At 55.6% G+C, this 25471-nt stretch carries 24 protein-coding genes and 2 tRNA genes; 11 read left to right on the forward strand and 15 right to left on the reverse strand.

Annotation, left to right across the window (positions count from 1 at the left end):
- The first annotated feature begins 30 nt into the window (after positions 1-30).
- Entirely contained in the window at positions 31-507 is a 477-nt protein-coding gene (locus tag JGF26_RS03805; RefSeq protein WP_014883071.1) for a kinase inhibitor, read from the forward strand.
- Positions 508-591: 84 nt separating this feature from the next.
- On the opposite strand, the gene hutH is transcribed toward JGF26_RS03805, so the two are convergent.
- The 5 genes from hutH to hutI form a co-directional block, all read right to left on the reverse strand.
- Entirely contained in the window at positions 592-2112 is a 1521-nt protein-coding gene (hutH, locus tag JGF26_RS03810; RefSeq protein WP_134707332.1) for a histidine ammonia-lyase, read from the reverse strand.
- On the reverse strand, positions 2109-3797 hold the full coding sequence (gene hutU / locus JGF26_RS03815; RefSeq protein ID WP_134707331.1) for a urocanate hydratase: 1689 nt from the start codon (positions 3795-3797) through the stop codon (positions 2109-2111). The genes hutH and hutU overlap by 4 nt, the downstream gene beginning before the upstream one ends.
- A 127-nt stretch (positions 3798-3924) precedes the next feature.
- On the reverse strand, positions 3925-4659 hold the full coding sequence (locus JGF26_RS03820; protein ID WP_108090563.1) for a histidine utilization repressor: 735 nt from the start codon (positions 4657-4659) through the stop codon (positions 3925-3927).
- Positions 4660-4678: 19 nt separating this feature from the next.
- Complete coding sequence (gene hutG, locus JGF26_RS03825; protein ID WP_134707330.1) at positions 4679-5617, reverse strand: formimidoylglutamase; 939 nt, start codon at positions 5615-5617, stop codon at positions 4679-4681.
- On the reverse strand, positions 5614-6837 hold the full coding sequence (gene hutI / locus JGF26_RS03830) for an imidazolonepropionase (protein ID WP_134707329.1): 1224 nt from the start codon (positions 6835-6837) through the stop codon (positions 5614-5616). Before hutI ends, hutG begins: the two co-directional genes overlap by 4 nt.
- 224 nt (positions 6838-7061) lie before the next feature.
- Between hutI and JGF26_RS03835 the strand changes: the two genes are divergently transcribed.
- A complete protein-coding gene (locus JGF26_RS03835; RefSeq protein ID WP_134707328.1) occupies positions 7062-8345 on the forward strand; it encodes a putative acyl-CoA thioester hydrolase in 1284 nt (427 codons plus the stop codon).
- Positions 8346-8436: 91 nt separating this feature from the next.
- On the opposite strand, the gene pgl is transcribed toward JGF26_RS03835, so the two are convergent.
- Positions 8437-9432 carry a 6-phosphogluconolactonase gene (gene pgl / locus JGF26_RS03840; RefSeq protein WP_028019406.1) on the reverse strand — a complete coding sequence of 332 codons (996 nt, stop codon included), beginning with the start codon at positions 9430-9432 and terminating at the stop codon, positions 8437-8439.
- A gap of 140 nt (positions 9433-9572) precedes the next feature.
- Between pgl and JGF26_RS03845 the strand changes: the two genes are divergently transcribed.
- Positions 9573-10391: a pyridoxal phosphatase gene (locus tag JGF26_RS03845; RefSeq protein WP_028019407.1), complete on the forward strand. Its 819-nt coding sequence runs from the start codon at positions 9573-9575 to the stop codon at positions 10389-10391.
- On the opposite strand, the gene modC is transcribed toward JGF26_RS03845, so the two are convergent.
- From modC to JGF26_RS03865, 4 genes are all read right to left on the reverse strand, one after another.
- On the reverse strand, positions 10392-11450 hold the full coding sequence (gene modC, locus JGF26_RS03850; RefSeq protein ID WP_028019408.1) for a molybdenum ABC transporter ATP-binding protein ModC: 1059 nt from the start codon (positions 11448-11450) through the stop codon (positions 10392-10394).
- A 2-nt stretch (positions 11451-11452) separates the two neighbouring features.
- On the reverse strand, positions 11453-12142 hold the full coding sequence (gene modB, locus JGF26_RS03855) for a molybdate ABC transporter permease subunit (protein WP_028019409.1): 690 nt from the start codon (positions 12140-12142) through the stop codon (positions 11453-11455).
- A complete protein-coding gene (modA, locus tag JGF26_RS03860) occupies positions 12142-12915 on the reverse strand; it encodes a molybdate ABC transporter substrate-binding protein (protein ID WP_128347833.1) in 774 nt (257 codons plus the stop codon). The genes modB and modA overlap by 1 nt, the downstream gene beginning before the upstream one ends.
- A 179-nt stretch (positions 12916-13094) precedes the next feature.
- A complete protein-coding gene (locus JGF26_RS03865; protein WP_008501118.1) occupies positions 13095-13244 on the reverse strand; it encodes an AcrZ family multidrug efflux pump-associated protein in 150 nt (49 codons plus the stop codon).
- A 127-nt stretch (positions 13245-13371) separates the two neighbouring features.
- Between JGF26_RS03865 and modE the strand changes: the two genes are divergently transcribed.
- From modE to gpmA, 7 genes are all read left to right on the forward strand, one after another.
- The gene (gene modE / locus JGF26_RS03870) at positions 13372-14160 is read left to right on the forward strand and encodes a molybdenum-dependent transcriptional regulator (protein WP_128347832.1); all 789 of its coding nucleotides are present in this window, start codon (positions 13372-13374) and stop codon (positions 14158-14160) included.
- Positions 14161-14227: 67 nt separating this feature from the next.
- On the forward strand, positions 14228-15700 hold the full coding sequence (gene modF, locus JGF26_RS03875) for a molybdate ABC transporter ATP-binding protein ModF (protein WP_028019412.1): 1473 nt from the start codon (positions 14228-14230) through the stop codon (positions 15698-15700).
- Positions 15701-15901: 201 nt separating this feature from the next.
- Positions 15902-16918, forward strand: a complete 1017-nt coding sequence (gene galE, locus JGF26_RS03880; RefSeq protein WP_128347831.1) for a UDP-glucose 4-epimerase GalE — start codon at positions 15902-15904, stop codon at positions 16916-16918.
- A 9-nt stretch (positions 16919-16927) separates the two neighbouring features.
- Positions 16928-17974, forward strand: coding sequence for a galactose-1-phosphate uridylyltransferase (gene galT / locus JGF26_RS03885; protein ID WP_134707327.1), 1047 nt, complete (start codon positions 16928-16930; stop codon positions 17972-17974).
- 4 nt (positions 17975-17978) lie between these two features.
- On the forward strand, positions 17979-19127 hold the full coding sequence (gene galK / locus JGF26_RS03890; RefSeq protein WP_108090572.1) for a galactokinase: 1149 nt from the start codon (positions 17979-17981) through the stop codon (positions 19125-19127).
- Positions 19121-20161, forward strand: a complete 1041-nt coding sequence (galM, locus tag JGF26_RS03895) for a galactose-1-epimerase (RefSeq protein ID WP_134707326.1) — start codon at positions 19121-19123, stop codon at positions 20159-20161. Before galK ends, galM begins: the two co-directional genes overlap by 7 nt.
- A 206-nt stretch (positions 20162-20367) precedes the next feature.
- Complete coding sequence (gpmA, locus tag JGF26_RS03900) at positions 20368-21120, forward strand: 2,3-diphosphoglycerate-dependent phosphoglycerate mutase (protein ID WP_028019417.1); 753 nt, start codon at positions 20368-20370, stop codon at positions 21118-21120.
- Between the two features lie 61 nt (positions 21121-21181).
- On the opposite strand, the gene aroG is transcribed toward gpmA, so the two are convergent.
- Positions 21182-22234 carry a 3-deoxy-7-phosphoheptulonate synthase AroG gene (aroG, locus tag JGF26_RS03905; protein WP_134707325.1) on the reverse strand — a complete coding sequence of 351 codons (1053 nt, stop codon included), beginning with the start codon at positions 22232-22234 and terminating at the stop codon, positions 21182-21184.
- A 183-nt stretch (positions 22235-22417) separates the two neighbouring features.
- On the opposite strand from aroG, the gene zitB reads away from it, so the two are divergent.
- Entirely contained in the window at positions 22418-23347 is a 930-nt protein-coding gene (gene zitB, locus JGF26_RS03910; protein WP_049005796.1) for a CDF family zinc transporter ZitB, read from the forward strand.
- On the opposite strand, the gene pnuC is transcribed toward zitB, so the two are convergent.
- The 4 genes from pnuC to JGF26_RS03930 all read right to left on the reverse strand — a co-directional run bounded on the left by pnuC (position 23344) and on the right by JGF26_RS03930 (position 25468).
- A complete protein-coding gene (gene pnuC / locus JGF26_RS03915) occupies positions 23344-24063 on the reverse strand; it encodes a nicotinamide riboside transporter PnuC (protein WP_028019420.1) in 720 nt (239 codons plus the stop codon). The genes zitB and pnuC overlap by 4 nt on opposite strands.
- Before the next feature lie 22 nt (positions 24064-24085).
- Positions 24086-25129 carry a quinolinate synthase NadA gene (gene nadA, locus JGF26_RS03920; protein WP_134707324.1) on the reverse strand — a complete coding sequence of 348 codons (1044 nt, stop codon included), beginning with the start codon at positions 25127-25129 and terminating at the stop codon, positions 24086-24088.
- Positions 25130-25292: 163 nt separating this feature from the next.
- A tRNA-Lys gene (locus JGF26_RS03925) sits at positions 25293-25368 on the reverse strand.
- A 24-nt stretch (positions 25369-25392) separates the two neighbouring features.
- Positions 25393-25468, reverse strand: a tRNA-Lys gene (locus JGF26_RS03930).
- Between the last annotated feature and the right edge of the window lie 3 nt (positions 25469-25471).

Below are 25471 nucleotides of genomic sequence, written 5' to 3' on the forward strand. Positions count from 1 at the left end.
CTGCACGAGTGATTAACGAGGGTAAAGCGTATGAAAATCATCAGTAAAGATCTGCGCGACGGTGAAAAACTGCCGGAGCGTCATGTTTTCAACGGCATGGGGTACCAGGGGGATAATATCTCCCCGCATCTGGCGTGGGACGAGGTTCCGGCCGGAACCAAAAGTTTTGTGGTCACCTGCTACGACCCGGATGCACCGACAGGCTCAGGCTGGTGGCACTGGATTGTGGCGAACCTGCCCGCCGACACACGCGTACTGCCACAGGGTTCCGGCTCTGGCCTGGTTGCTCTGCCTGAAGGCGCGATTCAGACCCGTACCGATTTTGGTAAAGCGGGTTACGGTGGCGCAGCACCGCCAAAAGGGGAAACCCACCGCTATATCTTCACGGTGCATGCGCTGGATGTGGACAAGATTGAGGTGGATGAAGGGGCGAGCGGCGCGATGGTGGGGTTTAACGTACATTTCCATTCACTGGGCAGCGCGTCGATTACGGCGATGTATTCATAAAAAAAGCCGGGTGGCGGCTACGCCTTACCCGGCCTGGATTTCGCACTCGTAGGCCCGGTAAGCGCAGCGCCACCGGGCAAAAAATCACAGCACCGAAGGCAACAGCCCCACCAGCCGCCCTTCTTCCAGAAGCTGCATCGCTTTATCAATATCCGGCGCAAAGAAGCGGTCGTCGTCATAATGCGATACATGCTCGCGCAGCGCATGACGCGCCTGTTCCAGCAGCGGACTGGATTTCAGCCCTTCGCGCAGATCGATTCCCTGACACGCCGCCAGCCATTCCACCGCCAGCACGCCACGGGTGTTGGATGCCATCTCCCACAAACGACGCCCGGCAGCCGGAGCCATCGAAACGTGATCTTCCTGGTTTGCTGACGTTGGCAGGCTGTCCACGCTATGCGGATGCGACAGGGCTTTGTTCTCGCTCGCCAGCGCCGCCGCCGTCACCTGGGCAATCATAAAGCCCGAGTTAACCCCGCCGTTACGTACCAGGAACGGTGGCAGCTGAGACATGTGCTTATCCATCATCAACGCAATGCGACGCTCGGACAACGCACCGACTTCAGCAATCGCCAGGGCAATGTTATCCGCCGCCATTGCCACCGGCTCGGCGTGGAAGTTGCCCCCGGACACCACTTCATTTTCCTGCGCGAATACCAGTGGGTTATCGGACACCGCGTTGGCTTCCACCAGCAATACCTCTGCCGCCTGGCGCAGTTGCGTCAGGCACGCGCCCATTACCTGCGGCTGGCAACGCAGGGAATATGGATCCTGCACCTTTTCACAGTTGTGGTGTGAATCTGCAATACCACTGGTTTCGGTGAGTACATGACGGTACATCGCGGCGGCATCAATTTGCCCACGCTGGCCGCGCACCTCGTGAATACGCGCGTCAAACGGGCGACGCGAGCCCAGTACGGCTTCAGTCGTCAGGGCACCGCACACCACTGCTGAGGCGAACAGATCTTCAGCCTCAAACAGGCCGCGTAAAGCGAATGCCGTCGACGCCTGAGTACCGTTCAGCAGCGCCAGCCCCTCTTTTGCCGCCAGGGTGATCGGGTTCAACCCGGCTTTTTTCAGCGCCTCTTTCGCAGGAAGCCACTCACCCTGCCAGCGCGCCTGCCCTTCACCGAGCAGCAGCAGGGACATGTGCGCCAGCGGCGCGAGATCGCCGGATGCACCGACAGAACCTTTTGCCGGGATCCACGGATAGACTTCTGCGTTCACCAGCGCCATCAACGCCTGGATCACGCTCAGGCGAATGCCCGAGAAACCGCGCGCCAGGCTGTTGATTTTTAGCACCATCATCAGGCGGACAATCTCATCATCCAGCAGCTGACCAACCCCCGCCGCGTGTGAAAGCACCAGCGAACGCTGTAAGTTCTCCAGATCGTGTGTCGCAATACGTGTCTGCGCCAGCAGCCCAAAACCAGTGTTGATCCCGTAGGCGGTGCGCCCTTCGGCAACAATGGCTTCGACGCAGGCAACGCTGTCGTTGATCGCGGCGTGGGCACTTTCATCAAGCGAGAGCGTGACCGGTTGACGCCAGACGTTACGCAGTTGTTTGAGCGTCAGTGAGCCGGGGGTAAGTGTTAAGGCGTTCATTCATGATTTCCTTGTGTGGCAGCGATCATCGGCAGGTTTAGCCCCTGCTCTTTGGCACATTCAATGGCAATCTCGTAACCAGCGTCTGCGTGACGCATCACGCCGGTTGCCGGGTCGTTGTGCAGCACGCGAGCGATACGCGCAGCAGCTTCATCCGTTCCGTCACAGACAATAACCATCCCGGAATGTTGGGAGAAGCCCATCCCCACGCCGCCACCGTGGTGCAGCGATACCCAGGTCGCGCCGCTGGCGGTATTCAGTAAGGCGTTCAGCAAAGGCCAGTCGGAGACTGAATCCGAACCGTCGCGCATGGCTTCGGTTTCACGGTTCGGGCTGGCAACGGAACCGGAGTCCAGATGGTCACGACCAATCACAATCGGCGCGGAGACTTCGCCGCTGCGCACCATTTCGTTAAAGGCCAGACCCAGTTTTTGCCGCCACTCCAGCCCTACCCAGCAGATGCGCGCCGGTAAGCCCTGGAAGTTGATGCGCTCGCGGGCCATATCCAGCCAGTGGTGCAGGTGTTCGTCATCCGCGACAATCTCTTTCACTTTGGCGTCGGTTTTGTAGATATCCTCCGGGTCACCGGACAGGGCAACCCAGCGGAACGGACCGATACCGCGGCAGAACAGCGGGCGAATATAAGCAGGAACGAACCCCGGGAAGTCGAAGGCATTATTCACGCCCATCTCTTTCGCCATCTGGCGGATGTTGTTGCCGTAATCAAAGGTAGGAATGCCCATCTTGCTAAAGGCGAGCATGGCGGAGACGTGTTCTGCCATGGAACGTTTGGCAGCAAGAACCGTACCTTCCGGGTCGGTTTCCGCTTTTTGCTGGTAGGCTTCCCACGTCCAGCCTTTTGGCAGGTAACCGTGCAAAGGATCATGAGCGCTGGTCTGGTCGGTAACCAGATCCGGACGGACGCCGCGGGCGACGAGTTCAGGAAGAATATCTGCCGCGTTGCCGCACAGGGCAATCGACACCGCTTTGCCTTCAGACGTGTATTTTTTGATACGCGCCAGCGCATCGTCCAGGCTGGTTGCCTGTTCGTCGACGTAACGGGTACGCAGACGGAAATCAATGCGGCTCTGCTGGCACTCAATGTTGAGCGAGCACGCGCCGGCAAGCGTGGCGGCCAGCGGCTGCGCCCCCCCCATGCCGCCCAGACCCGCGGTCAGCACCCAGCGGCCTTTCAGCGAGCCGTTATAGTGCTGGCGACCGGCTTCCACGAAGGTCTCGTAGGTGCCCTGGACAATTCCCTGGCTGCCGATGTAGATCCAGCTACCCGCGGTCATCTGGCCATACATCGCCAGCCCTTTAGCGTCCAGCTCGTTAAAATGTTCCCAGGTGGCCCAGTGCGGCACGAGGTTAGAGTTAGCAATCAGCACGCGCGGCGCGTTCTTGTGCGTTTTGAATACGCCAACCGGTTTGCCGGACTGCACCAGCAGGGTTTCGTCGTGTTCGAGGTGAGTCAGAGATTTTACAATTGCGTCATAGCACTCCCAGTTGCGCGCGGCGCGGCCTATGCCGCCGTAGACCACCAGCTCGTGGGGGTTCTCCGCGACCTCAGGATCAAGGTTGTTCATCAACATGCGCAGCGGGGCTTCGGTGAGCCAGCTTTTTGCGGTAAGGGTGGTGCCGCGCGGAGCGCGGACATCCTGCTGGCGGTATTTACCTGACGACATTGTGTGCTCCTCATACGGGACAGATGATGCATTTAGATATACTTGTATAGACAAGCACACACAAGGTCAGTTTTAACAAAAAAGATACAATTTTGTTATATTGCGTTAGCTATCACGCTTTTAAAACTTATGACATAAAGTGGCCCTGCAGCCGGTAACGGTTACCCGGGAAAAGCAGCCGGGCATGCGACACAATTTGCGATGACGACCATGTACGACGACGGATCAGCAGGCATGGATCGTGCTCTTTAATGCGCAGCCGTTCACACTCCTGCGGCGTGGCGCGCACGGCCTCCACAATGTGCTCCCCTTCCGTCAGCGGTGCAACAAGCGAAAGGTAGGCGTGCGGCGTGGTGTGGGTGTAATCCTGGTTCAGGTAGTCCGGTATCCGTTCGGCGTTAACGCAGCGATCTTCAATCTGCACCGGAATGTCGTTTTCGAAATGCACCATCACGGAGTGGAAGATCCGGCTCCCCTCTTTGACATTCAGCTCTACGGCCTGCTCGGCGCTGGCCTGGGTCTCTTCGAGCACCAGCACCTCACAGCGGTGCTGATGGTTACGCGCGGTGATCTCATCGGCAATACTGCGGATTTCAAACAGGGCAGATTGCCCTTTCGGTTCTGCCACAAACGTTCCGACCCCCTGCAAGCGCACCAGAAGACCTTCGTCGGTCAGTTCGCGCAGCGCCCGGTTGACGGTCATCCGGCTAAAACCAAACTGCGCCACCAGCTCGGCTTCCGAGGGAATGCGATCGTGCGGCCGCCAGACGCCGGTGGCGATTTTTTCGCTTATCGCCTGCTTCACCTTTTCGTAGAAAGGTGCGGGAGGGCTCGACTGCGGCAGAGGTGAGCGTGAAAACATCGTGACTCCTTGAATAGTGTTATGCCCACCAGTGAGCAATTTGCCAGGCCAGACGGGCGGCAAGCTTTGCGCCCTGTCCGTCCCGATCGTACTGCGGGTTAAACTCTACCAGATCGGCGGCCTGTAGCTTACCGCTGCGGCAGATTTGTTCGATAACCGGCAGAAGATCCAGCACCGGTATGCCTAACGCGGCCGGTGCGGACACGGCAGGCATTTCGCTCGCGGGGAGGACGTCCAGATCGATCGTCAGATAGATACGATCGGCCTGCGCCAGCACCTTTTCCAGTGCGGGTAGCGCATCGCGCCTGAAATGGAGATCTTCCACCAGCGTGACGTTCAGGCGTTCGGCCTCATCCCACAGCGCCAGCGTGTTCGCCGCCCGGCTCACGCCAAAGCAGGCGTACTGAAACTCCCGCCCGCGCTCATCGCAGTAATGCGCCAGCTGGCGAAACGGGGTGCCGGACGTCGCCCGGTCGGCCTTGCGCAGGTCAAGATGGGCATCAAGATTGATCACCACCACGCGCTCGCTCGGGAACGCATCCAGAATGCCCCGACCATGCGCCCACGCGGTCTCATGACCGCCGCCAAAGACCAGCGTGCGCATTCCGGACTGCTGGCAGGCCGTGACGGCATCGCTTAACGCCTGCTGTGCCGCTTCCAGCTCGTCGCCTTCAACATAAAACGAGCCCATATCCGCCAGCCGTTCGTGCCCCTGATGGCTTGCCATATTCGCCAGCGCTTTCCGCAGCATATCCGGTGCCTGCACGGCGCCGGGCCTGCCATGATTGCGTTTAACCCCTTCATCACATTCAAAGCCTATCAGCGCGATGCCGGATGGAAGCGGCGTGAAATTCGGCTGCTGCCGTATCGTCTGAAAAATGCGCTTTGCGTTGCTGGCCTCGGCGCTGTCGTCGCGCCCCTGCCAGACCGTTTCGGCTACCGGCCGCCATAACCTCATACTGCCTCCCCACGGAAAATACGTTGATATAGCGGATTGCGTCCCGGCTCGTAGACCATCTCAACCGGATGGTGAGCATCCCAGACGATAAAATCAGCGACAAACCCTGCCCGCAGCTGTCCGTGGGTTGCGCCACGGCCCAGCGCCTGCGCGGCATGGCGCGTGACGCCAGCCCAGGCCTCTTCAGGAGTCAACCCAAACTGGACGCAGGCCATGTTCATCGCCAGGTGCAGGCTGGCAAACGGGCTGGTTCCGGGGTTATAGTCGGTCGCGACGGCCATCGGTACCCCCTGTTTTCTGAGCTGTTCAACCGGCGGACGCTGGCGCTCCTGAAGAAAATAGAACGCGCCCGGCAACAATACGGCAACGGTCCCGCTTTGCGCCATCGCCTGAACGCCTGCATCATCCAGGTATTCGATATGATCGGCCGACAGCCCCTTATATCGGCTGACAAGCGCTGCGCCACCCAGATTTGAGAGCTGTTCAACATGCCCCTTCACCGGGATACCGAGCGCGGTTGCCGCCTTAAAGAGGCGCTCGGTTTGCGACGGGGTAAAGCCGACGTTTTCGCAAAATACGTCGACAGCTTCAAACAATTCTTTTTGCCACAGCACGGGCAATATCTGCTCACAGACCAGCGTGAGGTACGCATCCGGATCCTGTCGGAATTCCGGCGGAACCGCATGAGCCGCCAGCAGCGTTGGGCTGATATCAACCGGATTATTGAGGCTCAGCTGGCGTGCAACCTGCAGCATCTTCTCCTCGGCATCGGCATTTAGCCCGTATCCGGACTTGATTTCAACCGTGGTGACACCTTCATTCATCAGACGCTGAAGCCGCTGCTGGGCCAGTTTAAGCAACGTTTCCGGTGAACTGTTGCGCGTCGCCGTCACGGTAGCGTTAATCCCGCCTCCCTGGGCGCTGATTGTTTGATAAGAGACACCGTTCAGACGCTGCTCCCATTCTGCCGCGCGATCGCCGCCAAACACCAGGTGGGTATGGCAGTCAATCAGGCCTGGTGTAACCAGACGTCCCTGAAGATCGACGCTGTGACGGTGTCCTGAAGGTATTTCAGATTCAGGGATCACGGCCTGAATGGTTTGGCCGCGCACCACCAGAGCGTGTTGCTCTTTCAGGCCATACGGCGCGGCGCCTTCCGGATCCATCGTTGCCAGTCGCGCATTTCGCCATATTACATCGTCGGAATGAAGCTGCTGCATGGGTATTCCACTTGTCATGGGTTGTATAGACATTTATTTTCATCCACTGCCCGCTGTCAACCGTCCTGATGGAAAATGTTATTTATTTGTGATGACTTTCCCGCCCCCCGAGGGCAAAAAATGCAACTTTTACCCTTTTTAACTTCCCGTTTCGCTCAACTTAGTATAAAAAAGCAGGCTATTTCGTCTATCCCGTTAAGACTTGCATACCCAGGAGCTTTACCTTGAACATTTCCAGGATTTCCCGTCTGGCGTTAGCACTCGCCTTTGGCGTGACATTATCCGCATGCAGTTCAACACCACCGGATCAGCTGCCTTCTGAGCAGGTAGCACCGGGTACCGCCTCCCGCCCGATTTTGTCCGCTGATGAAGCGAAGAACTTCGACCGTGCACACTACTTCTCGGCGATGGAACCCAACGCTGCGCCGTGGACACCGTCTTCTATTAACCTGCCAAAACAGCCTGACTTCGTCGTTGGACCAGCAGGTGCGCAGGGTGTAACGCATACCTCTATTCAGGCTGCGGTTGATGCTGCCATCACGAAGCACAGCGCTTCTCGCCAGTACATCGCGATCCTGCCAGGCGAATATGAAGGCACCGTTTACGTTCCGGCGGCACCAGGCAGCATTACCCTTTACGGTCTGGGCGAAAAAGCGATCGATGTAAAAATTGGCCTGGCGATTGATTCAGAAATCGACAGCAACGCCTGGCGTCACCTGGTGAACCCAGCCGGTAAATATATGCCGGGCAAACCTGCGTGGTACATGTTTGATAACTGCCAGAGCAAACGTTCTGCCACCATTGGTGTGATGTGCTCAGCGGTATTCTGGTCTCAGAATAATGGCTTGCAGCTGCAAAACCTGACCATTCAGAACACCCTGGGTGACAGCGTCGATGCAGGTAACCATCAGGCCGTCGCGCTGCGTAGCGATGGTGATAAAGTACAGATCAACAACGTTAACATTCTCGGCCGTCAGAACACCTTCTTCGTGACCAACAGCGGTGTACAGAACACCCTGCAGAACAACCGCCTGACCCGTACGCTGGTGACTAACAGCTACGTCGAAGGTGATGTTGACCTGGTATCCGGTCGTGGCGCGGTGGTGTTTGATAACACCGACTTCCGCGTGGTGAACTCGCGTACTCAGCAGGAAGGCTATGTCTTTGCACCAGCGACGCAGTCTAACCTGTTCTTCGGTTTCCTGGCCGTAAACAGCCGCTTTAACGCTGCCGGTGACGGCGTGGCGCAGTTGGGCCGCTCACTGGATGTGGACTCTGCAACCAACGGTCAGGTGGTGATCCGCGACAGCGTGATCAACGAAGGCTTTAACATGGCGAAGCCGTGGGCGGATGCCGCGATCTCCAAACGTCCGTTCTCCGGCAATACCGGTGCGGTGGACGATAAAGGAAACGTGCAGCGCAACCTGAACGACGCTAACTTCAACCGCATGTGGGAATACAACAACCGCGGTCTGGGTAGCAAAGTGGTTGCTGAGCCGAAGCAGTAAGATGTTTTGCCGGGTGGCGGCTTCGCCTTACCCGGCTTACAGAGATAAAAAAACCTCGCATTCGCGAGGTTTTTTTATCTCTGTAAGCCGCTTAGTGGGCGTTAACCACCACCCACATTGGCCCCTGGCCTACCGCATAGCGTCCTTTCTCTTCCAGCAGGCCCTGTTCGCCTTTGATTTCATACAGCGCGATGTGGTGGGATTTCTGCCCTGCTGCGATCAGATATTTACCGCTGTGGTCGATATTAAAACCGCGCGGCTGAGTTTCCGTTGGCTGGAAGCCTTCAATCGCCAGCACGCTGCCATCTTCCGAGACGCTAAACACGGTAATCAGGCTGGAGGTACGATCACAGGCGTATAAATGGCGGCCATTTGGCGTAATGTGAATATCCGCAGCCCAACGGGTGTCAGAGAAGTCAGACGGCATCATATCCAGCGTCTGCACGCACTCAATCTGGCCGTTAGGATCTTTCAGTTCCCAGACGTCCACCGAGCTGTTCAGTTCATTGACCACATAGGCGTACTGCTGGTTCGGATGGAAAACCATATGACGCGGGCCCGCGCCTTCAACGGTAGTGACTTCAGCAGGAGTCTGTGCCACCAGGTGACCATCGTCGCTCAGGGTGAACAGGCAGATGCGATCCTGCTTCAATGCAGGTACCCACAGTGTACGGTTATCCGGCGTGATATTCGCCGAGTGGCAACCTTCCAGCCCTTCCACCACATCGACAGTTTCAACCGGAATACCGTTTTCCAGACGCGTTACGCTGACACAGCCTGCGTTATACGAGCCACTAAAGACAAAATTGCCTTTACGATCGGTTGAGATATGGGTTGGGCTGCCCGGCAATGGCGCTTCGGCAGTGTAAGTCAGCGCGCCGTCGTCCGGAGAGATGCGGTAGGCCAGCACGCGAAACTCCGGGCGCACACCCACGTACAAGAAACGTTTATCCGGACTGATGACCATCGGCTGCACCTGCCCTGGGACATCAACAACCTGCACCAGCGTGAGTGACCCTTCGGTATTTAAACGCCAGACATGGATCTGCTGGCTCTCAGGACTGGCGGTATAAACGGTTTGTTTCATGAATATTCACTCCTCACTGCGCATGAAAGTAGTTAACTTTTGACGGTGAATGCTGAATTGTCGACAGGAATTTTGAAGCATCCGCCTCTCGGTGTACCATCCCATCAAAACGTAAATTCAATATTAACCCGGAAAAACAAATGACCTCGCGTGTGATTGCTCTGGATTTAGACGGTACCTTACTGACGCCGCAAAAAACCCTCCTCCCTTCCTCCCTTGAAGCGCTTAAACGCGCGCAGGAAGTGGGATATCAACTCCTTATCGTAACGGGTCGACATCACGTTGCCATTCACCCTTTTTATCAGGCACTGGCGTTAGATACACCTGCAATTTGTTGTAATGGCACTTATTTGTATGATTATCAGGCAAAAAAGGTTCTGGCATCCGACCCGCTGCCGGTTCCTCAGGCGCTGCAATTGATTGATCTGCTGGATGAACACGCCGTACACGGCCTGATGTATGTGGATAACGCGATGGTCTATGAACGCCCGACCGGCCATGTGATCCGCACCAGCAACTGGGCGCAGTCCCTGCCTGAAGCCCAGCGTCCGGTCTTTACCCAGGTATCCTCTCTGCGCCAGGCCGCGCAGGATGTTGATGCCATCTGGAAATTCGCGCTGACGGATGAAGACACCACCAAACTGAATACCTTCGCAAAACATGTGGAAGAAACGCTGGGCCTGGAGTGTGAATGGTCCTGGCATGACCAGGTTGATATCGCCCGCAAAGGTAACAGCAAAGGCAAGCGTCTGACACAGTATGTGGAATCTCAGGGGTGGTCGATGCGTGACGTGATCGCTTTCGGCGATAACTACAACGACATCAGCATGCTGGAAGCCGCCGGTACCGGCGTGGCGATGGGCAATGCCGATGATGCAGTGAAAGCGCGCGCTAACGTGGTGATTGGCGATAACACCACTGACAGCATCGCGCAGTACATTTATACCCACCTGCTGTAATCAGGCGGTGATCGAGACGCTCTTAATTTGCGCGTAAAGCCACAGGCCGGGTTTGATCCCTAATTCATCTCTGGCCCACGGGCTGATACGCGCCCAGAGCGTCCTGCTGCCGACCTCAAGCTTTACTTCTACCTGGCCGTTATCATCAAAACACTCCGCCACTTTCGCACGCAGAATATTTCGAATACTGGTCTGCAACGGCGGTTGCAGCACCAGCGAAACATCCGACGCCTGAATGCGAATACGTAGCGCAGACTGCAGCGGTTTGTCGATTTTGTTGACCCACAGATGCTGATCGCCCAGTGCCAGCGCGGTCATTGCGTAATGTGGATGGTGTTCCAGCACGCTGACTTTGAGGATGCTGCTCTGCTGCTCCCGGGGTAACCAGGGGTGCATCACGCTGCTGCCCCACACCTCTTCCAGGTTGCCGAAGGCCTTAACGCTGCCCTCTTCCAGCACCAGCACTTTATCAGCCAGATGCAGGATCTCATCCAGCGAGTGGCTAACGTAGAGCATCGGAATATTAATTTCGCGCGTCAGGCGCTGCAGATACGGCAGGAGTTCACGTTTACGCGGAATATCCAGCGAGGCCAGCGGTTCATCGAGCAACAGCAACTCTGGCGCGGTCAGCAACGCGCGGCCAATCGCCACACGCTGTTTCTCACCGCCGGAAAGCGAGGATGGCAGCCTGTCCAGCAGCTGTTCAATCCCTAAAAGGGTCACCAGCTTATCAAACTGCCCGGCCATGCTTTTCGCCATGCCGTAACGCAGATTCCCGCGCACGCTGTAGTGCGGGAATAATCGTGCATCCTGAAAAACATAGCCGATACGGCGTTTATCCGGCGAAAGATATACCTTATTTTCCACGTCATTTAAGACGCGGTTATTTAATACAATGCGCCCTGATTGCGGGCGGGTCAGGCCGCTGATCGCATTAATCAACGACGTTTTCCCCGCGCCAGACACGCCAAAGATGGCGGTAATGCCGCTGGCTGGCAGCGTCTCGTTAATCGTCAGGGTATGATTTCCCAGCGTCTGGGTAAATTGAAGCTCCAGCATGACTATTTCCCCATCCGCTCACGGCTGAGTCGCGCCAGCCATTCCGACACCAGTAATGATACCAGCGCTAATACGATTGAGATGATGCACAGTCGCGCTGCGGCGTTTTCTCCACCTGGCGTCTGAATCAGGGTATACATGGCCGACGGAATCGTTCGCGTCTCACCGGGGATGTTCGACACAAAGGTAATGGTCGCACCAAACTCGCCCAGCGAGCGGGCAAAGGCCAGCACCGTACCGACAATAATACCGGGTAATGTTAGCGGCAGCGTAATGGTAAAGAAGACGCGCCAGCGCCCGGCACCCAGCGTGCGGGCCGCCTGTTCCAGTTTGAGATCCACCCCCTCCAGCGCCAGACGGATAGCCCTGACCATCAGAGGGAATGACATCACAGCCGCCGCCAGCACCGCTCCGCGCCAGCTAAAAGCGAACGTCAGCCCAAACCAGTCATAGAGTTTCTCACCGATAAAACCGCGACGTCCCATTGAAATCAGTAACAGATAACCGACCACCACGGGCGGCAACACGAGGGGAAGATGAAGCACACTGTCCAGCAGGGCTTTGCCTGGAAACTTACAGCGGACCAGTAACCAAGCAAAGAAGATCCCAAAGGGCAAACTCAGCACGACTGCCAGGGAAGAGACTTTAAGGCTCAGCAGCACGGCCTGCCATTCAGGATCGGTCAATATCATCAGTGAGTTGTAAATCCATAACGTTTAAAGATTGCAGAGGCTTCTGGTCCTTTCAGATAATCATAAAAGGCAGAAACCGTCGCATTTTTATGTCCATCAACAATCGCAACAGGGTATTCCACTTTCTTGTGGGAGTCTTCCGGGAAGGTACCTACTACTTTGACACCTTTGCTGGCAACGGCATCGGAACCGTAGACAATACCCAGTGGAGCTTCGTTGCGTTCTACCAGCGCCAGCGCACCGCGGACATCTTCAGCCGGGGCCAGTTTCGGTGACAATGTCTCCCATGCGCCCAGTTTTTGCAGTGCTTCTTTGGCGTAGATCCCGGCCGGTACGTGCTCAGGATCCCCCACCGCCAGGCGGCCACCGTTTAGCAGGCTGATCCAGTTGGTCTCTTTGTTGATGGTGATGTCAGCCTGCGCGCTGGCTTTTGGCGCCACCACTACCAGGCTATTCCCCAGCAGCGTTTCGCGGGTCGCCGCATCAATCGCTTTCTTCTCCACCGCGTAATCCATCCACTTCTGGTCAGCCGAGATGAACAGATCCGCCGGCGCACCCGCTTCTATCTGACGTGCCAGCGTCGAGGAAGACGCAAAAGAGGAGACTACATCAACGTTCTTCTCTTTTTTATATACCGCCGCGATATCCTGCAGCGCGTTGGTCAGCGACGCCGCCGCAAAGACCGTAATTTTACCGTCGTCCGCCAGCGCGTGGCCGGTAAGTGAAAGCGTCAGCGTTGCCCCTGCGAAAAGGCGTACCCAGGTACGTGCCATTTTTTAACTCCTGTGAGTAGCGTTATATACACATTAATATAACGATAACGTCAGGGAGATCCCAGCGTTAAATCGTACCGCTGAAGGGGTAAACCAGTGTGATACGTTAAATATTATCGGCGAAAACGGGAAAATCTTGAGAGCAAAACGCCCGGACTGGCCGGGCGTTTTGTGGGGAATTAATGCTGCTTTTTAGCCTGGTCTCGGTGACCAATGTTCGAGAAGACGTTGAACACTTCACCCAGGCCGTAGATGGCACCGAGGATGATGGCCATCACTACTGGTACCATGATCACGGCAAATACCAGACTTTTTAACAACTCTAACATGGTTTTCTCCAGAGATTGTGAATAGCTTATTCTACCCTTTCAAGTGAGAAAAACATCCCCTTTTGTGCGGTACCCTTTGCGCCCTGCACCATTTGGGTCACAATACTCTTTTTGCCAGGATACTGTTATGCAGGCCGAAATTCTCCTCACTCTCCGACTTCAGCAAAAGCTTTTCGCCGATCCGCGTCGTATCACCCTGCTTAAACAGATAGAACAAACAGGCTCGATTAGCCAGGGGGCAAAAAACGCCGGTATCAGTTACAAAAGTGCCTGGGATGCCATCAACGAGATGAACACCCTGAGCGAGCAAGCGCTGGTGGACAGAGCTACAGGCGGCAAAGGCGGCGGCGGTGCAGTGGTTACGCGTTTTGGGCAGCGTCTGATTCAGCTTTACGATCTCCTGGCCCAGATCCAGCAAAAAGCGTTTGATGTGTTGAGTGATGACGACAATCTCCCGCTGGACAGTTTGCTGGCTGCCATATCCCGTTTCTCGTTACAAACCAGCGCCCGTAACCAGTGGTTTGGTACGGTAACGGCACGCGATAATCTCCAGGTGCAGCAGCATATCGAGATCCTGCTTGCCGATGGGACTACCCGCCTGAAAGCCGCAATAACGGCGCAGAGTGCAAAACGTCTTGAGCTGAATGAAGGTAAAGAGGTGCTGGTGTTACTGAAAGCGCCGTGGGTCAATATCACGAGCAATCCCGATACAGCTAAGGCAGCCGATAACCAGCTTCACGGTGCAATCACCCATATTGAACGCGGTGAGGAACAGTGTGAAGTGCTGATGACCCTGGCGGACGGACAAATGCTCTGCGCGACGGTACCGCTCAGCGAGGCTGACGGATTAGAGGAAGGTGCTGTAGTCACCGCATATTTCAACGCAGACCGGGTGATTATCGCCACATTGTGCTGAGCACATTGACAATCGTACCGACAGTGAGTATCCCTGACATCTGTTGCTGCAAAAAATGGGATAAATCATGTCATCATTGCATATTTCGCAAGGCACGTTTCGTCTTAGCGATACCCGAACACTGACGATTGCCGATTTGGCAATTCGCGCAGGTGAAAGCTGGGCATTTGTCGGCACGAACGGGAGCGGTAAATCAGCCCTTGCCCGCGCGTTAGCCGGCGAGCTCCCTCTCCTCAAGGGTGAATATCAGCGCCATTTTACGCGCCTGACACGTCTGTCATTTGAACAACTGCAAAAGCTGGTCAGTGACGAATGGCAGCGTAACAACACCGATTTACTCAGCCCTGGCGAAGAAGATACCGGCCGTACGACGGCGGAAATTATTCAGGATGAGGTGAACGATCCCGCCCGTTGCCAGCACCTGGCAGAACAGTTCGGCATCACCGCCCTGCTGGACCGGCGCTTTAAATACCTTTCAACCGGCGAGACGCGGAAAACGCTGCTTTGTCAGGCTTTGATGAGCGAACCAGAGTTGTTGATCCTTGACGAACCGTTCGATGGTCTTGACGTGCAGTCTCGCGCCCAGCTGGCAACGCTGCTGGCTTCGCTTAACCAGCAGGGGTATACCGTTGTGCTGGTGCTTAATCGCTTCGATGAAATTCCGGATTTCATCCAGAATGCAGGTGTGCTGGCCGACTGTATTTTGACTGAAACAGGCCAAAAATCAGTACTGCTTAAGCAGGCATTAATTGCGCAACTCGCACACAGTGAACAGCTTGATGGAATCACGCTTCCGGAACCCGACGCCCCTTCAGCTCGTCATGCGCTTGATCCCCACCATCCGCGCATCGTGCTGCGTGATGGCCTTGTCTCTTATGACGATCGCCCGATCCTTAACCATCTCAGCTGGACGGTCAATCCTGGCGAGCACTGGCAGATTGTTGGCCCTAATGGTGCGGGTAAATCAACGCTACTGAGCCTGATCACCGGGGATCACCCGCAGGGTTACAGTAACGATCTCACGCTGTTTGGCCGGCGTCGCGGCAGCGGCGAAACCATCTGGGATATCAAAAAGCATATCGGGTATGTCAGCAGCAGCCTGCATCTCGATTACCGGGTCAGCACAACGGTGCGCAATGTGATCCTCTCCGGGTATTTTGATTCCATCGGCATTTATCAGGCGGTATCGGACAAACAGCACAAGCTGGCTCAGCAATGGCTGGATATTCTTGGAATGGATACCCGGGTCGCTGACGCGCCGTTTCATAGCCTGTCGTGGGGGCAGCAGCGGCTGGCGCTGATCGTTCGCGCCCTGGTGAAACATCCTACGCTTCTGATCCTCGATGAACCCCTGCAGGGACTGGACCCGCTGAACCGACAGTTAATCCGCCGCTTTGTGGATGTCCTCATTAGTGAAGGCGAAACGCAACTGCTGTTTGTTTCACACCATGCCGAAGACGCCCCCTCCTGCATCACACACCGTCTGGAGTTTGTCCCTGACGGTGAACGCTATGATTATCTGCTAAGCAAAATCGACTAAACTCCGGAGGGCGCCGCCCTCCGTTTTTCAGATAACCTGCACTAAGACATCGCTATCCCTTTGATCTACAATGCCACACGACATCTGAAAATCGGTATTTAAAAACAGTGTAAACGATTCCACTATTTTATCCCATGTCACACTTTTAGCGACTCTGTTATGCTATGGTTATTACATACCATAAGCCCAATGGAGCGAAATATGCGAGTTCTGGTAACAGGTGGTAGCGGTTACATAGGAAGCCATACCTGTGTGCAACTGCTGCAAAATGGTCATGATGTCATCATCCTCGACAACCTGTGCAATAGTAAGCGCAGCGTGCTGCCTGTGATTGAACGTCTTGGCGGGAAACAGCCAACGTTCGTGGAAGGCGACATCCGCAATGAAGCGCTGATGACCGAGATCCTTCACGACCACGCCATTGAAACGGTGATCCACTTCGCCGGTCTGAAAGCGGTCGGCGAATCCGTTGCGAAACCGCTGGAGTATTACGACAACAACGTCAACGGCACCTTGCGTCTCATCTCCGCCATGCGTGCGGCAAACGTTAAAAACTTTATCTTCAGCTCATCCGCCACCGTCTATGGTGACCAGCCAAAAATCCCTTACGTTGAAAGCTTCCCAACCGGTACGCCGCAAAGTCCGTATGGCAAAAGCAAACTGATGGTGGAACAGATCCTGACCGATCTGCAAAAAGCGCAGCCGGAGTGGAGCATCGCGTTGCTGCGCTACTTCAACCCGGTCGGCGCCCATCCGTCAGGCGATATGGGTGAAGATCCACAGGGCATTCCGAATAACCTGATGCCGTATATCGCGCAGGTAGCGGTGGGCCGTCGTGACTCACTGGCGATTTTTGGTAACGACTATCCAACCGAAGATGGCACCGGCGTGCGTGATTACATCCACGTTATGGATCTGGCCGACGGGCACGTGGCGGCCATGCAGCAACTGGCAAATAAGCCAGGCGTACATATTTACAACCTCGGCGCCGGTATTGGCAGCAGCGTGCTGGATGTGGTTAACGCCTTCAGCAAAGCCTGCGGTAAACCGGTCAATTATCACTTCGCACCGCGTCGTGAGGGTGACCTCCCTGCTTACTGGGCCGATGCCACCAAAGCCGATAAAGAGCTTAACTGGCGTGTGACCCGCACGCTGGATGAAATGGCACAGGATACCTGGCACTGGCAGTCCCGCCACCCACAAGGTTATCCGGACTAAGGATCCGTCATGACTTCATTTAATCCCGTCGATCATCCGCATCGTCGTTTTAACCCGTTAAGCGGGCAATGGATTTTAGTTTCTCCGCATCGCGCCAAGCGCCCCTGGCAGGGGGCGCAGGAGACGCCTGCGAAACAGACGCTGCCACAGCATGACCCGGACTGCTTCCTGTGTCCGGGCAACACCCGCGTCACCGGAGATAAAAACCCGGACTACAAAGGCACCTTCGTCTTTACCAACGATTTTGCCGCCCTGATGACCGACACGCCGGACGCGCCGGAAAGCCACGATCCGCTGATGCGCTGCGAAAGCGCGCGCGGAACCAGCCGCGTGATCTGCTTCTCGCCCGATCACAGCAAAACGCTGCCAGAACTGAGCGTGGACGCGCTGAAAGAGGTCGTCAGCACCTGGCAGGCGCAAACCGCCGAGCTGGGGCAGAGCTATCCGTGGGTGCAGGTGTTCGAAAACAAAGGCGCGGCCATGGGCTGCTCGAACCCCCATCCGCACGGCCAGGTCTGGGCGAACAGCTTCCTGCCTAACGAAGCCGAGCGTGAAGACCGTCTGCAGAAAGCGTATTACGCGGAAAACGGCTCGCCGATGCTGGTGGATTACGCGCAGCGTGAGCAGGCAGACAGCAGCCGCACCGTGGTGGAAACCGAACACTGGCTGGCCGTGGTGCCTTACTGGGCAGCCTGGCCCTTCGAAACGCTGTTGCTGCCAAAAGCTCACGTGCAGCGCATTACAGATCTTAGCGACGTGCAGCGCGACGACCTTGCCCTGGCACTGAAAAAACTGACCAGCCGTTATGACAATCTGTTCCAGTGCTCCTTCCCGTACTCCATGGGCTGGCACGGCGCACCGTTTAACGGCGAAGAGAATCAACACTGGCAGTTGCATGCCCATTTCTATCCGCCGCTGCTGCGTTCTGCGACGGTACGTAAATTTATGGTGGGCTATGAAATGCTGGCGGAAACGCAGCGTGACCTGACGGCGGAACAGGCGGCAGAACGTCTGCGTGCCGTTAGCGACGTCCACTATCGCGAATCAGGAGTCTAAAAAAATGAGTCTGAAAGATAAAACACAATCCCTGTTTGCTGAAAAATTTGGCTACCCTGCCACCCACGTTATCCAGGCACCTGGCCGCGTTAACCTGATCGGTGAACACACCGACTATAACGACGGTTTCGTGCTGCCGTGCGCCATCGATTACCAGACCGTCATCAGCTGTGCAAAGCGTAACGACCGCAACGTCCGCGTGATTGCGGCGGATTATGATAATGAAACGGACGAGTTTTCCCTCGATGCCCCGATTGTGACGCACGACAGCCAGCAGTGGTCTAACTACGTACGCGGCGTGGTGAAGCACCTGCAGAAACGTAACAAGAACTTTGGCGGCGCCGATCTCGTTATCAGTGGCAACGTACCACAGGGGGCAGGCTTAAGCTCCTCTGCCTCTCTGGAAGTCGCCGTGGGAACCGTGTTCCAGCAGCTTTATCATCTGCCGCTGGATGGCGCGCAAATCGCTCTGAACGGTCAGGAAGCAGAAAACCAGTTCGTGGGCTGCAACTGCGGCATTATGGATCAGTTGATCTCCGCGTTGGGCAAAAAAGAGCACGCGCTGCTGATCGACTGCCGCTCGCTTGGCACCAAAGCCGTTCCGCTGCCAAAAGGCGCCGCGGTCATTATTATCAACAGCAACTTTAAACGCACGCTGGTGGGGAGCGAGTACAATACCCGCCGCCAGCAGTGCGAAACCGGTGCGCGCTTCTTCCAGCAACCCGCCCTGCGCGACGTGACGCTTAATGAATTCAATAAGGTGGCCCACGAGCTGGATCCGGTCGTCGCCAAACGCGTTCGTCACGTGCTGACGGAGAACGCCCGAACCGTCGAAGCCGCGTCCGCGCTGGCGAAAGGCGATCTGAAACGTATGGGTGAGTTGATGGCGGAATCGCACGCCTCCATGCGCGATGATTTCGAGATCACCGTTCCGCAAATTGACACCCTGGTGGACATCGTCAAAGCCACCATCGGCGAGAAAGGTGGCGTGCGTATGACCGGCGGTGGCTTCGGTGGCTGCATTGTTGCCCTGGTGCCGGAAGAACTGGTTCCTGCCGTCCAGCAGGCGGTAGAGAAACAATACGAAGCGAAAACAGGTATTAAAGAAACGTTCTACGTGTGTAAAGCATCACAAGGAGCCGGACAGTGCTAAACGAAACACCTACCCTTGCACCGGATGGTCTGCCATATCGCCTGTTAACCCTGCGCAACAGCGCGGGGATGGTGGTTACGCTGATGGACTGGGGTGCAACCCTTCTTTCTGCCCGCGTACCGATGCCGGACGGCAGCGTGCGCGAAACCCTGCTCGGCTGTGCTTCACCTGAGCAGTACATCAATCAGTCCGCCTATCTGGGCGCGTCTGTAGGGCGCTACGCTAACCGCATCGCGAAGAGCCGTTTTGAACTCGACGGCGTGGAGTATTCTCTGCTTCCAAGCCAGGGTGAGAACCAGCTGCACGGCGGTCCGGACGGGTTTGACAAACGCCGCTGGAAGATTGTTCGGCAAAACGATGGGGAAGTGTTGTTCTCACTGGATTCGCTTGATGGCGATCAGGGCTTCCCGGGGAACCTTATCGCCTCCGCGCGCTTTACGCTGACCGACGACAGCCGTATCGCCATTGAATACCGTGCGACGGTCGACAAGCCGTGTCCGGTCAACCTGACCAATCACGCGTACTTTAATCTGGACGGTAACCAGTGCGACGTGCGTAACCACAAGCTGCAGATCCTGGCGGATGCGTATTTGCCGGTTGACGAGATGGGAATTCCTTATCAGGGCCTCAAAGACGTGAGCGGAACCAGCTTTGACTTCCGCAGCGCGAAGACTATCGCCCAGGATTTCCTGAGCGATGACGATCAGCGCAAGGTGAAAGGTTACGACCACGCTTTCCTGCTGCAGGCAAAAGGTGATGTAAAAAAACCTGCCGCACAGGTCTGGTCTGCGGATGAGAAGCTGCAGATGACGGTGTATACCACAGCCCCTGCCCTGCAATTCTACTCAGGCAACTACCTTGGCGGCACGACGGCACGCGAACATGATGAATACAGCGACTGGCAAGGACTGGCGCTGGAGAGCGAGTTTCTGCCGGACAGCCCCAATCATCCGGAATGGCCGCAGCCAGACTGTGTGCTGCGCCCGGGAGAAGAGTACGTCAGCGTGACGGAATACCATTTTATCCCGCATTGATTTCCAGCCCTCCTGTCGGAGGGCTTTTTTCTGCTCGCCTTGCTGAAAATAGCGCCGATCGCAGACAAAATCATAACCCTGGATTCACAAGCATCTTACACTCAGAGACTATTTTCGCTATGGTTAGGGTTAAGCGTTGCTGGTGGCACCGCCACGGCAATATAATGAGAATTGTTATCATTCTAAAAATGCTTGAGGAGTAAGAGATGGCTATTACTAAGCTGGTTCTGGTGCGTCACGGCGAAAGCCAGTGGAACAACGAAAACCGCTTTACCGGTTGGTACGACGTTGATCTGTCCGAGAAAGGCGTAAGCGAAGCAAAAGCAGCAGGTAAACTGCTGAAGGAAGAAGGCTTCAGCTTTGATTTTGCTTACACCTCTGTGCTGAAACGTGCCATCCACACCCTGTGGAACGTGCTGGACGAACTGGATCAGGCCTGGCTGCCGGTTGAGAAATCCTGGAAACTGAACGAGCGTCACTACGGTGCGCTGCAGGGCCTGAACAAAGCGGAAACCGCTGAGAAATATGGCGACGAGCAGGTTAAACAGTGGCGTCGTGGCTTCGCAATCACCCCACCAGAGCTGAGCAAAGATGACGAGCGTTACCCGGGTCACGACCCGCGTTATGCGAAACTGACCGACGCTGAGCTGCCAACCACCGAGAGCCTGGCGCTGACCATCGATCGCGTTGTGCCTTACTGGAACGAAACAATTCTGCCACGCCTGAAAAGCGGCGAGCGCGTGATCATCGCAGCTCACGGTAACTCCCTGCGTGCGCTGGTGAAATACCTTGATAACATGGGTGAAGACGAAATCCTCGAACTGAACATCCCGACTGGCGTACCGCTGGTGTATGAGTTCGACGAAAACTTCAAGCCAATCAAACACTACTATCTGGGTAACGCAGAAGAGATCGCGGCGAAAGCAGCGGCCGTTGCGAACCAGGGTAAAGCGAAGTAATTTTCGCCGGACATAAAAAAAGCGCGGAACCTTCCGCGCTTTTTTATTTGTGCCTGATTATTCAGCCGCGACGGGCTTTTACCGCATTCGCCAGCTGACGCAGGATCGTGTCGGTATCTTCCCAGCCGATGCAGGCATCCGTCACGCTCTTGCCATAGACAAGCGGCTCGCTGCCTTCCAGATTCTGGTTACCTTCAACCAGATGGCTTTCGATCATCACCCCAATCACCGCCTTCTCACCGCTGGCAATCTGCTGGCAGACATCTGCCCCCACTTCCATCTGCTTTTTAAACTGCTTGCTGGAGTTGGCGTGGCTGAAGTCGATCATCACCTGCGGTGGCAGCCCGGCCTTGTCCAGACCGACTTTCACTTCCGCCACATGTTTTGCACTGTAGTTTGGCTCTTTGCCGCCGCGCAGAATGATATGGCAATCACCGTTACCGCTGGTGTTAACGATGGCGGAGTGACCCCATTTGGTCACAGAGAGGAAGCAGTGCGGTGCCCCGGCAGCGTTGATAGCGTCAATAGCTACCTTGATAGTGCCATCAGTCCCGTTTTTAAACCCAACCGGGCAAGAGAGACCGGACGCCAGTTCGCGGTGAACCTGCGATTCCGTGGTACGTGCGCCAATTGCGCCCCAGCTCATCAGGTCTGCCAGGTATTGCGGCGTGATCATGTCCAGAAACTCACCGGCTGCCGGCAGGCCACTGTCGTTGATCTCCAGCAGCAGCTTGCGCGCAATGCGCAGACCGTCGTTAATCTGGAAGCTGTTGTCCATGTGCGGATCGTTAATCAGCCCTTTCCATCCCACGGTGGTACGCGGTTTTTCAAAGTAAACGCGCATGACGATTTCCAGCTCGTCTTTCAACTCTTCTCGCAAGGTGAGCAAACGGGCCGCGTACTCTTTCGCGGCTGCCGGGTCGTGAATAGAACAAGGACCAATCACCACCAGAAGACGATCGTCATTACCTTTCAGGATCTTATGGATCGCTTTACGAGCATGAGAAACCGTGTTTGCGGCATTTTCAGTGGCGGGGAATTTCTCAAGGAGTGCTACAGGAGGTAATAACTCGTTGATCTCTTTGATACGTAAATCGTCATTCTGATAATTCATTTTCTTTCCAGCTCTGCCATAACTCTAGTCGTGAATGCAATCCTTTCAATCTAACTTGCTCGCCGCTTAGTGTAAACCACCTTTTACACTCTCTCCCGAATTTGCAGAAACAGACCCAAAAATAGGTTTGTCTAACACATTAAAAACTCTACACTTAACCTAAAATGAACCAGGAAAATAGATATGGCGCACTCTCATTCTCACGCTTCCGGGGACGAAAACGCTAAACGACTGATGCTAGCCTTTGGCGTCACCGCAACCTTCATGATTATCGAGGTCATTGGCGGCCTGGTTTCCGGCTCTCTGGCGCTTCTGGCCGATGCCGGACATATGCTGACCGATGCCGCCGCCCTGCTCTTCGCCCTGCTGGCCGTGCAGTTTGCTCGTCGTCCACCGAATGCGCGCCACACCTTCGGCTGGCTGAGGCTGACCACTCTCGCCGCGTTTGTTAACGCCATTGCACTGGTGGTCATTACCGTTCTTATCGTCTGGGAGGCCTTCCAGCGTTTCAGACACCCGCAACCCGTTGCGGGGATGACAATGATGGTCATCGCCGTGGCAGGGCTGTTGGCTAATATTCTGGCTTTCTGGATTTTGCACCGAGGAAGTACGGAAAAGAACCTCAACGTGCGTGCGGCGGCCCTGCATGTGCTGGGTGATTTGCTCGGTTCAGTGGGCGCGATTGTGGCCGCGCTGGTAATCCTCTATACCGGCTGGACGCCTGCCGACCCGATTCTTTCAGTGCTGGTGTCGTGTCTGGTGCTGCGTAGCGCCTGGCGACTGCTGAAGGAGAGCGTCAATGAACTGCTTGAAGGTGCACCAACATCAATAGATATTGCTGAGTTGAAACGTAACCTGCACCGCTCTGTCCCGGAAGTCCGCAATGTGCATCACGTGCATGTCTGGCTGGTGGGAGAGAAACCGGTTATGACATTGCACGTTCAGGTGATCCCACCTCATGACCATGATGCGCTGCTTGAACGGATCCAGCACTTTCTTGAACATCACTATGAGATTGGTCATGCGACCATCCAGATGGAGTATCAGCCATGTAACGGGCCGGACTGCCACCTGAATGAGGCGCAGTCCGGCCATTCACATCATCACCATTAGCTGGAAAGCGCGTGAGATCCTCGCTCACGCGCGCTGTTAATCCACATCCGGCTACCGTTTAGCGCGATGAAGGTCAGCAGCAGATATTCCAGTGACATCGCATAGACGCCCTGCAGGGCGAAGATCACCACGCTGATGACATTGATGATGACCCACAGCAGCCAGTTCTCAACGTATTTACGGGTCATCAGGATCATCGCGGCAATCGACAACACCATCATGCAGGAATCCCAGAACGGGAAAGCATCTGGCTGAAGCGAAGGCATAGCCACATTCAACCCCATACCAGACATCACCGACACCGCTATGCGGGTCAGGAAAGCAAATACCGGGTTGATGTAGACGGTCATTAAACCAATGGCGACCACGCAGGCGACAAACCAGGCGATAGCTTTAGGCAAGGGCAGCCAGCGGATTTGCAGCTCGGCCTCCTGCTGGCTGTTCTGACGCGACCACGCGTACCAGCCGTAAATGTTGGCAGCGAAAAAGAACAGTTGCAAAAGCAGGCTGGCGTACAGCTGGATCTGGAAGAAGATAATCGCAAACAGCGTAACGTTAATCAGCCCAAACGCGTAATTGCTGATCTTCTCAAGGCTCGCCAGCCAGATACACAATAATCCCGCCAGCGTACCAACGGCCTCAATCCATGACAGGTCATAGCCACCTGCACCAATCGGTATATGAACCAGAATGTTCTGCGTGCTAAAAAAATCCATCTTTTCCCCAGGGCATTTTGAATTAAGTACGTAGTGTAGCCGCAAAATCCAGCATGCGGTTAAGCGGAATTAACGCACCTTCACGCAGAGCGGCATCCACATGGATTTCATGTGCTGCACCGCCTGTCTCAAGCCCTTCGGCAATCGCCTTCAGGCCGTTCATCGCCATCCACGGACAATGTGCGCAGCTGCGACACGTTGCCCCCTCACCCGCTGTAGGCGCTTCCAGAAGCTCTTTCTCCGGCACGGCCTGCTGCATCTTATAGAAGATACCGCGATCGGTCGCCACGATGAGCTGTTTATGGGGTAGCGTTCTGGCCGCGTTGATAAGCTGGCTGGTTGAACCCACGGCATCCGCCATGTCGACAATAGACTGCGGTGATTCAGGATGAACAAGAATGGCGGCGTCAGGATAAAGCGCCTTCATGCGCGCCAGTGCCTGGGTTTTGAATTCATCGTGCACAATGCAGGCGCCCTGCCAGCAGAGAACATCTGCCCCCGTCTGCTTCTGGACATAATTTCCGAGATGGCGATCGGGCGCCCAGATAATTTTCTCGCCCAGACTGTCCAGATGTTCAATCAGCTCAACGGCGATACTTGACGTGACCACCCAGTCAGCCCGCGCTTTTACCGCCGCAGAGGTATTAGCGTAGACCACCACGGTCCGGTCAGGATGGGCGTCACAGAAGGCCGCGAATTCGTCAATCGGGCAGCCAAGATCGAGTGAGCACTCAGCATTAAGCGTCGGCATCAGAATGGTTTTTTCAGGGCTCAGGATCTTCGCCGTTTCGCCCATAAAACGTACGCCAGCAACCAGTAACGTCGAAGCGGGATGTTTTGCACCGAAGCGTGCCATTTCCAGTGAGTCAGAAATACAGCCTCCGGTCTCTTCCGCCAGCTGCTGAATTTCCGGGTCGGTGTAGTAATGGGCCACCATCACCGCGTCTCGCTCTTTGAGAAGTCGCTTGATCTTCTCACGGTAGAATTGCTTTTCATCCAGGCTCAGCGGGACAGGCTTTGGCGGAAACGGATAGATTGCGGCTTCAGGATCAAACATCACACTCATTATGGCTTCTCGTTTTACTGGCTTAACAATATTGCCTTTCTTTTGCATGACATAGCAAAACGGACGGCAATTGTGTTTTGTATACTAAACAAGATAGCGAATTTGAGAGGAAATGTCATCGGAATGGATAGCAAAAAGGCGCCTTTAGGGCGCCTTTTTACACTGGTGGGTCGTGCAGGATTCGAACCTGCGACCAATTGATTAAAAGTCAACTGCTCTACCAACTGAGCTAACGACCCCTTGCGGGAATTTTTTCTTCGAAGTGGTGGGTCGTGCAGGATTCGAACCTGCGACCAATTGATTAAAAGTCAACTGCTCTACCAACTGAGCTAACGACCCATT

This window comes from Enterobacter sp. E1 (assembly GCF_016809815.1).
In the GTDB taxonomy this organism is placed as follows: Bacteria; Pseudomonadota; Gammaproteobacteria; order Enterobacterales; family Enterobacteriaceae; genus Enterobacter; species Enterobacter adelaidei.

What these genes read in the sequence shown, in the direction of transcription:
- pnuC (WP_028019420.1), bottom strand. Translation starts at nt 24,063, where the DNA reads ATGGATTTTTTTAGCACGCAGAACATTCTGGTTCATATACCGATTGGT.
- JGF26_RS03805 (WP_014883071.1), top strand. Translation starts at nt 31, where the DNA reads ATGAAAATCATCAGTAAAGATCTGCGCGACGGTGAAAAACTGCCGGAG.
- modA (WP_128347833.1), bottom strand. Translation starts at nt 12,915, where the DNA reads ATGGCACGTACCTGGGTACGCCTTTTCGCAGGGGCAACGCTGACGCTT.
- hutU (WP_134707331.1), bottom strand. Translation starts at nt 3,797, where the DNA reads ATGTCGTCAGGTAAATACCGCCAGCAGGATGTCCGCGCTCCGCGCGGC.
- nadA (WP_134707324.1), bottom strand. Translation starts at nt 25,129, where the DNA reads ATGAGTGTGATGTTTGATCCTGAAGCCGCAATCTATCCGTTTCCGCCA.
- hutH (WP_134707332.1), bottom strand. Translation starts at nt 2,112, where the DNA reads ATGAACGCCTTAACACTTACCCCCGGCTCACTGACGCTCAAACAACTG.
- modF (WP_028019412.1), top strand. Translation starts at nt 14,228, where the DNA reads ATGTCATCATTGCATATTTCGCAAGGCACGTTTCGTCTTAGCGATACC.
- JGF26_RS03845 (WP_028019407.1), top strand. Translation starts at nt 9,573, where the DNA reads ATGACCTCGCGTGTGATTGCTCTGGATTTAGACGGTACCTTACTGACG.
- aroG (WP_134707325.1), bottom strand. Translation starts at nt 22,234, where the DNA reads ATGAATTATCAGAATGACGATTTACGTATCAAAGAGATCAACGAGTTA.
- gpmA (WP_028019417.1), top strand. Translation starts at nt 20,368, where the DNA reads ATGGCTATTACTAAGCTGGTTCTGGTGCGTCACGGCGAAAGCCAGTGG.
- galT (WP_134707327.1), top strand. Translation starts at nt 16,928, where the DNA reads ATGACTTCATTTAATCCCGTCGATCATCCGCATCGTCGTTTTAACCCG.
- galK (WP_108090572.1), top strand. Translation starts at nt 17,979, where the DNA reads ATGAGTCTGAAAGATAAAACACAATCCCTGTTTGCTGAAAAATTTGGC.
- modE (WP_128347832.1), top strand. Translation starts at nt 13,372, where the DNA reads ATGCAGGCCGAAATTCTCCTCACTCTCCGACTTCAGCAAAAGCTTTTC.
- pgl (WP_028019406.1), bottom strand. Translation starts at nt 9,432, where the DNA reads ATGAAACAAACCGTTTATACCGCCAGTCCTGAGAGCCAGCAGATCCAT.
- galE (WP_128347831.1), top strand. Translation starts at nt 15,902, where the DNA reads ATGCGAGTTCTGGTAACAGGTGGTAGCGGTTACATAGGAAGCCATACC.
- zitB (WP_049005796.1), top strand. Translation starts at nt 22,418, where the DNA reads ATGGCGCACTCTCATTCTCACGCTTCCGGGGACGAAAACGCTAAACGA.
- JGF26_RS03865 (WP_008501118.1), bottom strand. Translation starts at nt 13,244, where the DNA reads ATGTTAGAGTTGTTAAAAAGTCTGGTATTTGCCGTGATCATGGTACCA.
- JGF26_RS03820 (WP_108090563.1), bottom strand. Translation starts at nt 4,659, where the DNA reads ATGTTTTCACGCTCACCTCTGCCGCAGTCGAGCCCTCCCGCACCTTTC.
- modB (WP_028019409.1), bottom strand. Translation starts at nt 12,142, where the DNA reads ATGATATTGACCGATCCTGAATGGCAGGCCGTGCTGCTGAGCCTTAAA.
- modC (WP_028019408.1), bottom strand. Translation starts at nt 11,450, where the DNA reads ATGCTGGAGCTTCAATTTACCCAGACGCTGGGAAATCATACCCTGACG.
- hutG (WP_134707330.1), bottom strand. Translation starts at nt 5,617, where the DNA reads ATGAGGTTATGGCGGCCGGTAGCCGAAACGGTCTGGCAGGGGCGCGAC.
- hutI (WP_134707329.1), bottom strand. Translation starts at nt 6,837, where the DNA reads ATGCAGCAGCTTCATTCCGACGATGTAATATGGCGAAATGCGCGACTG.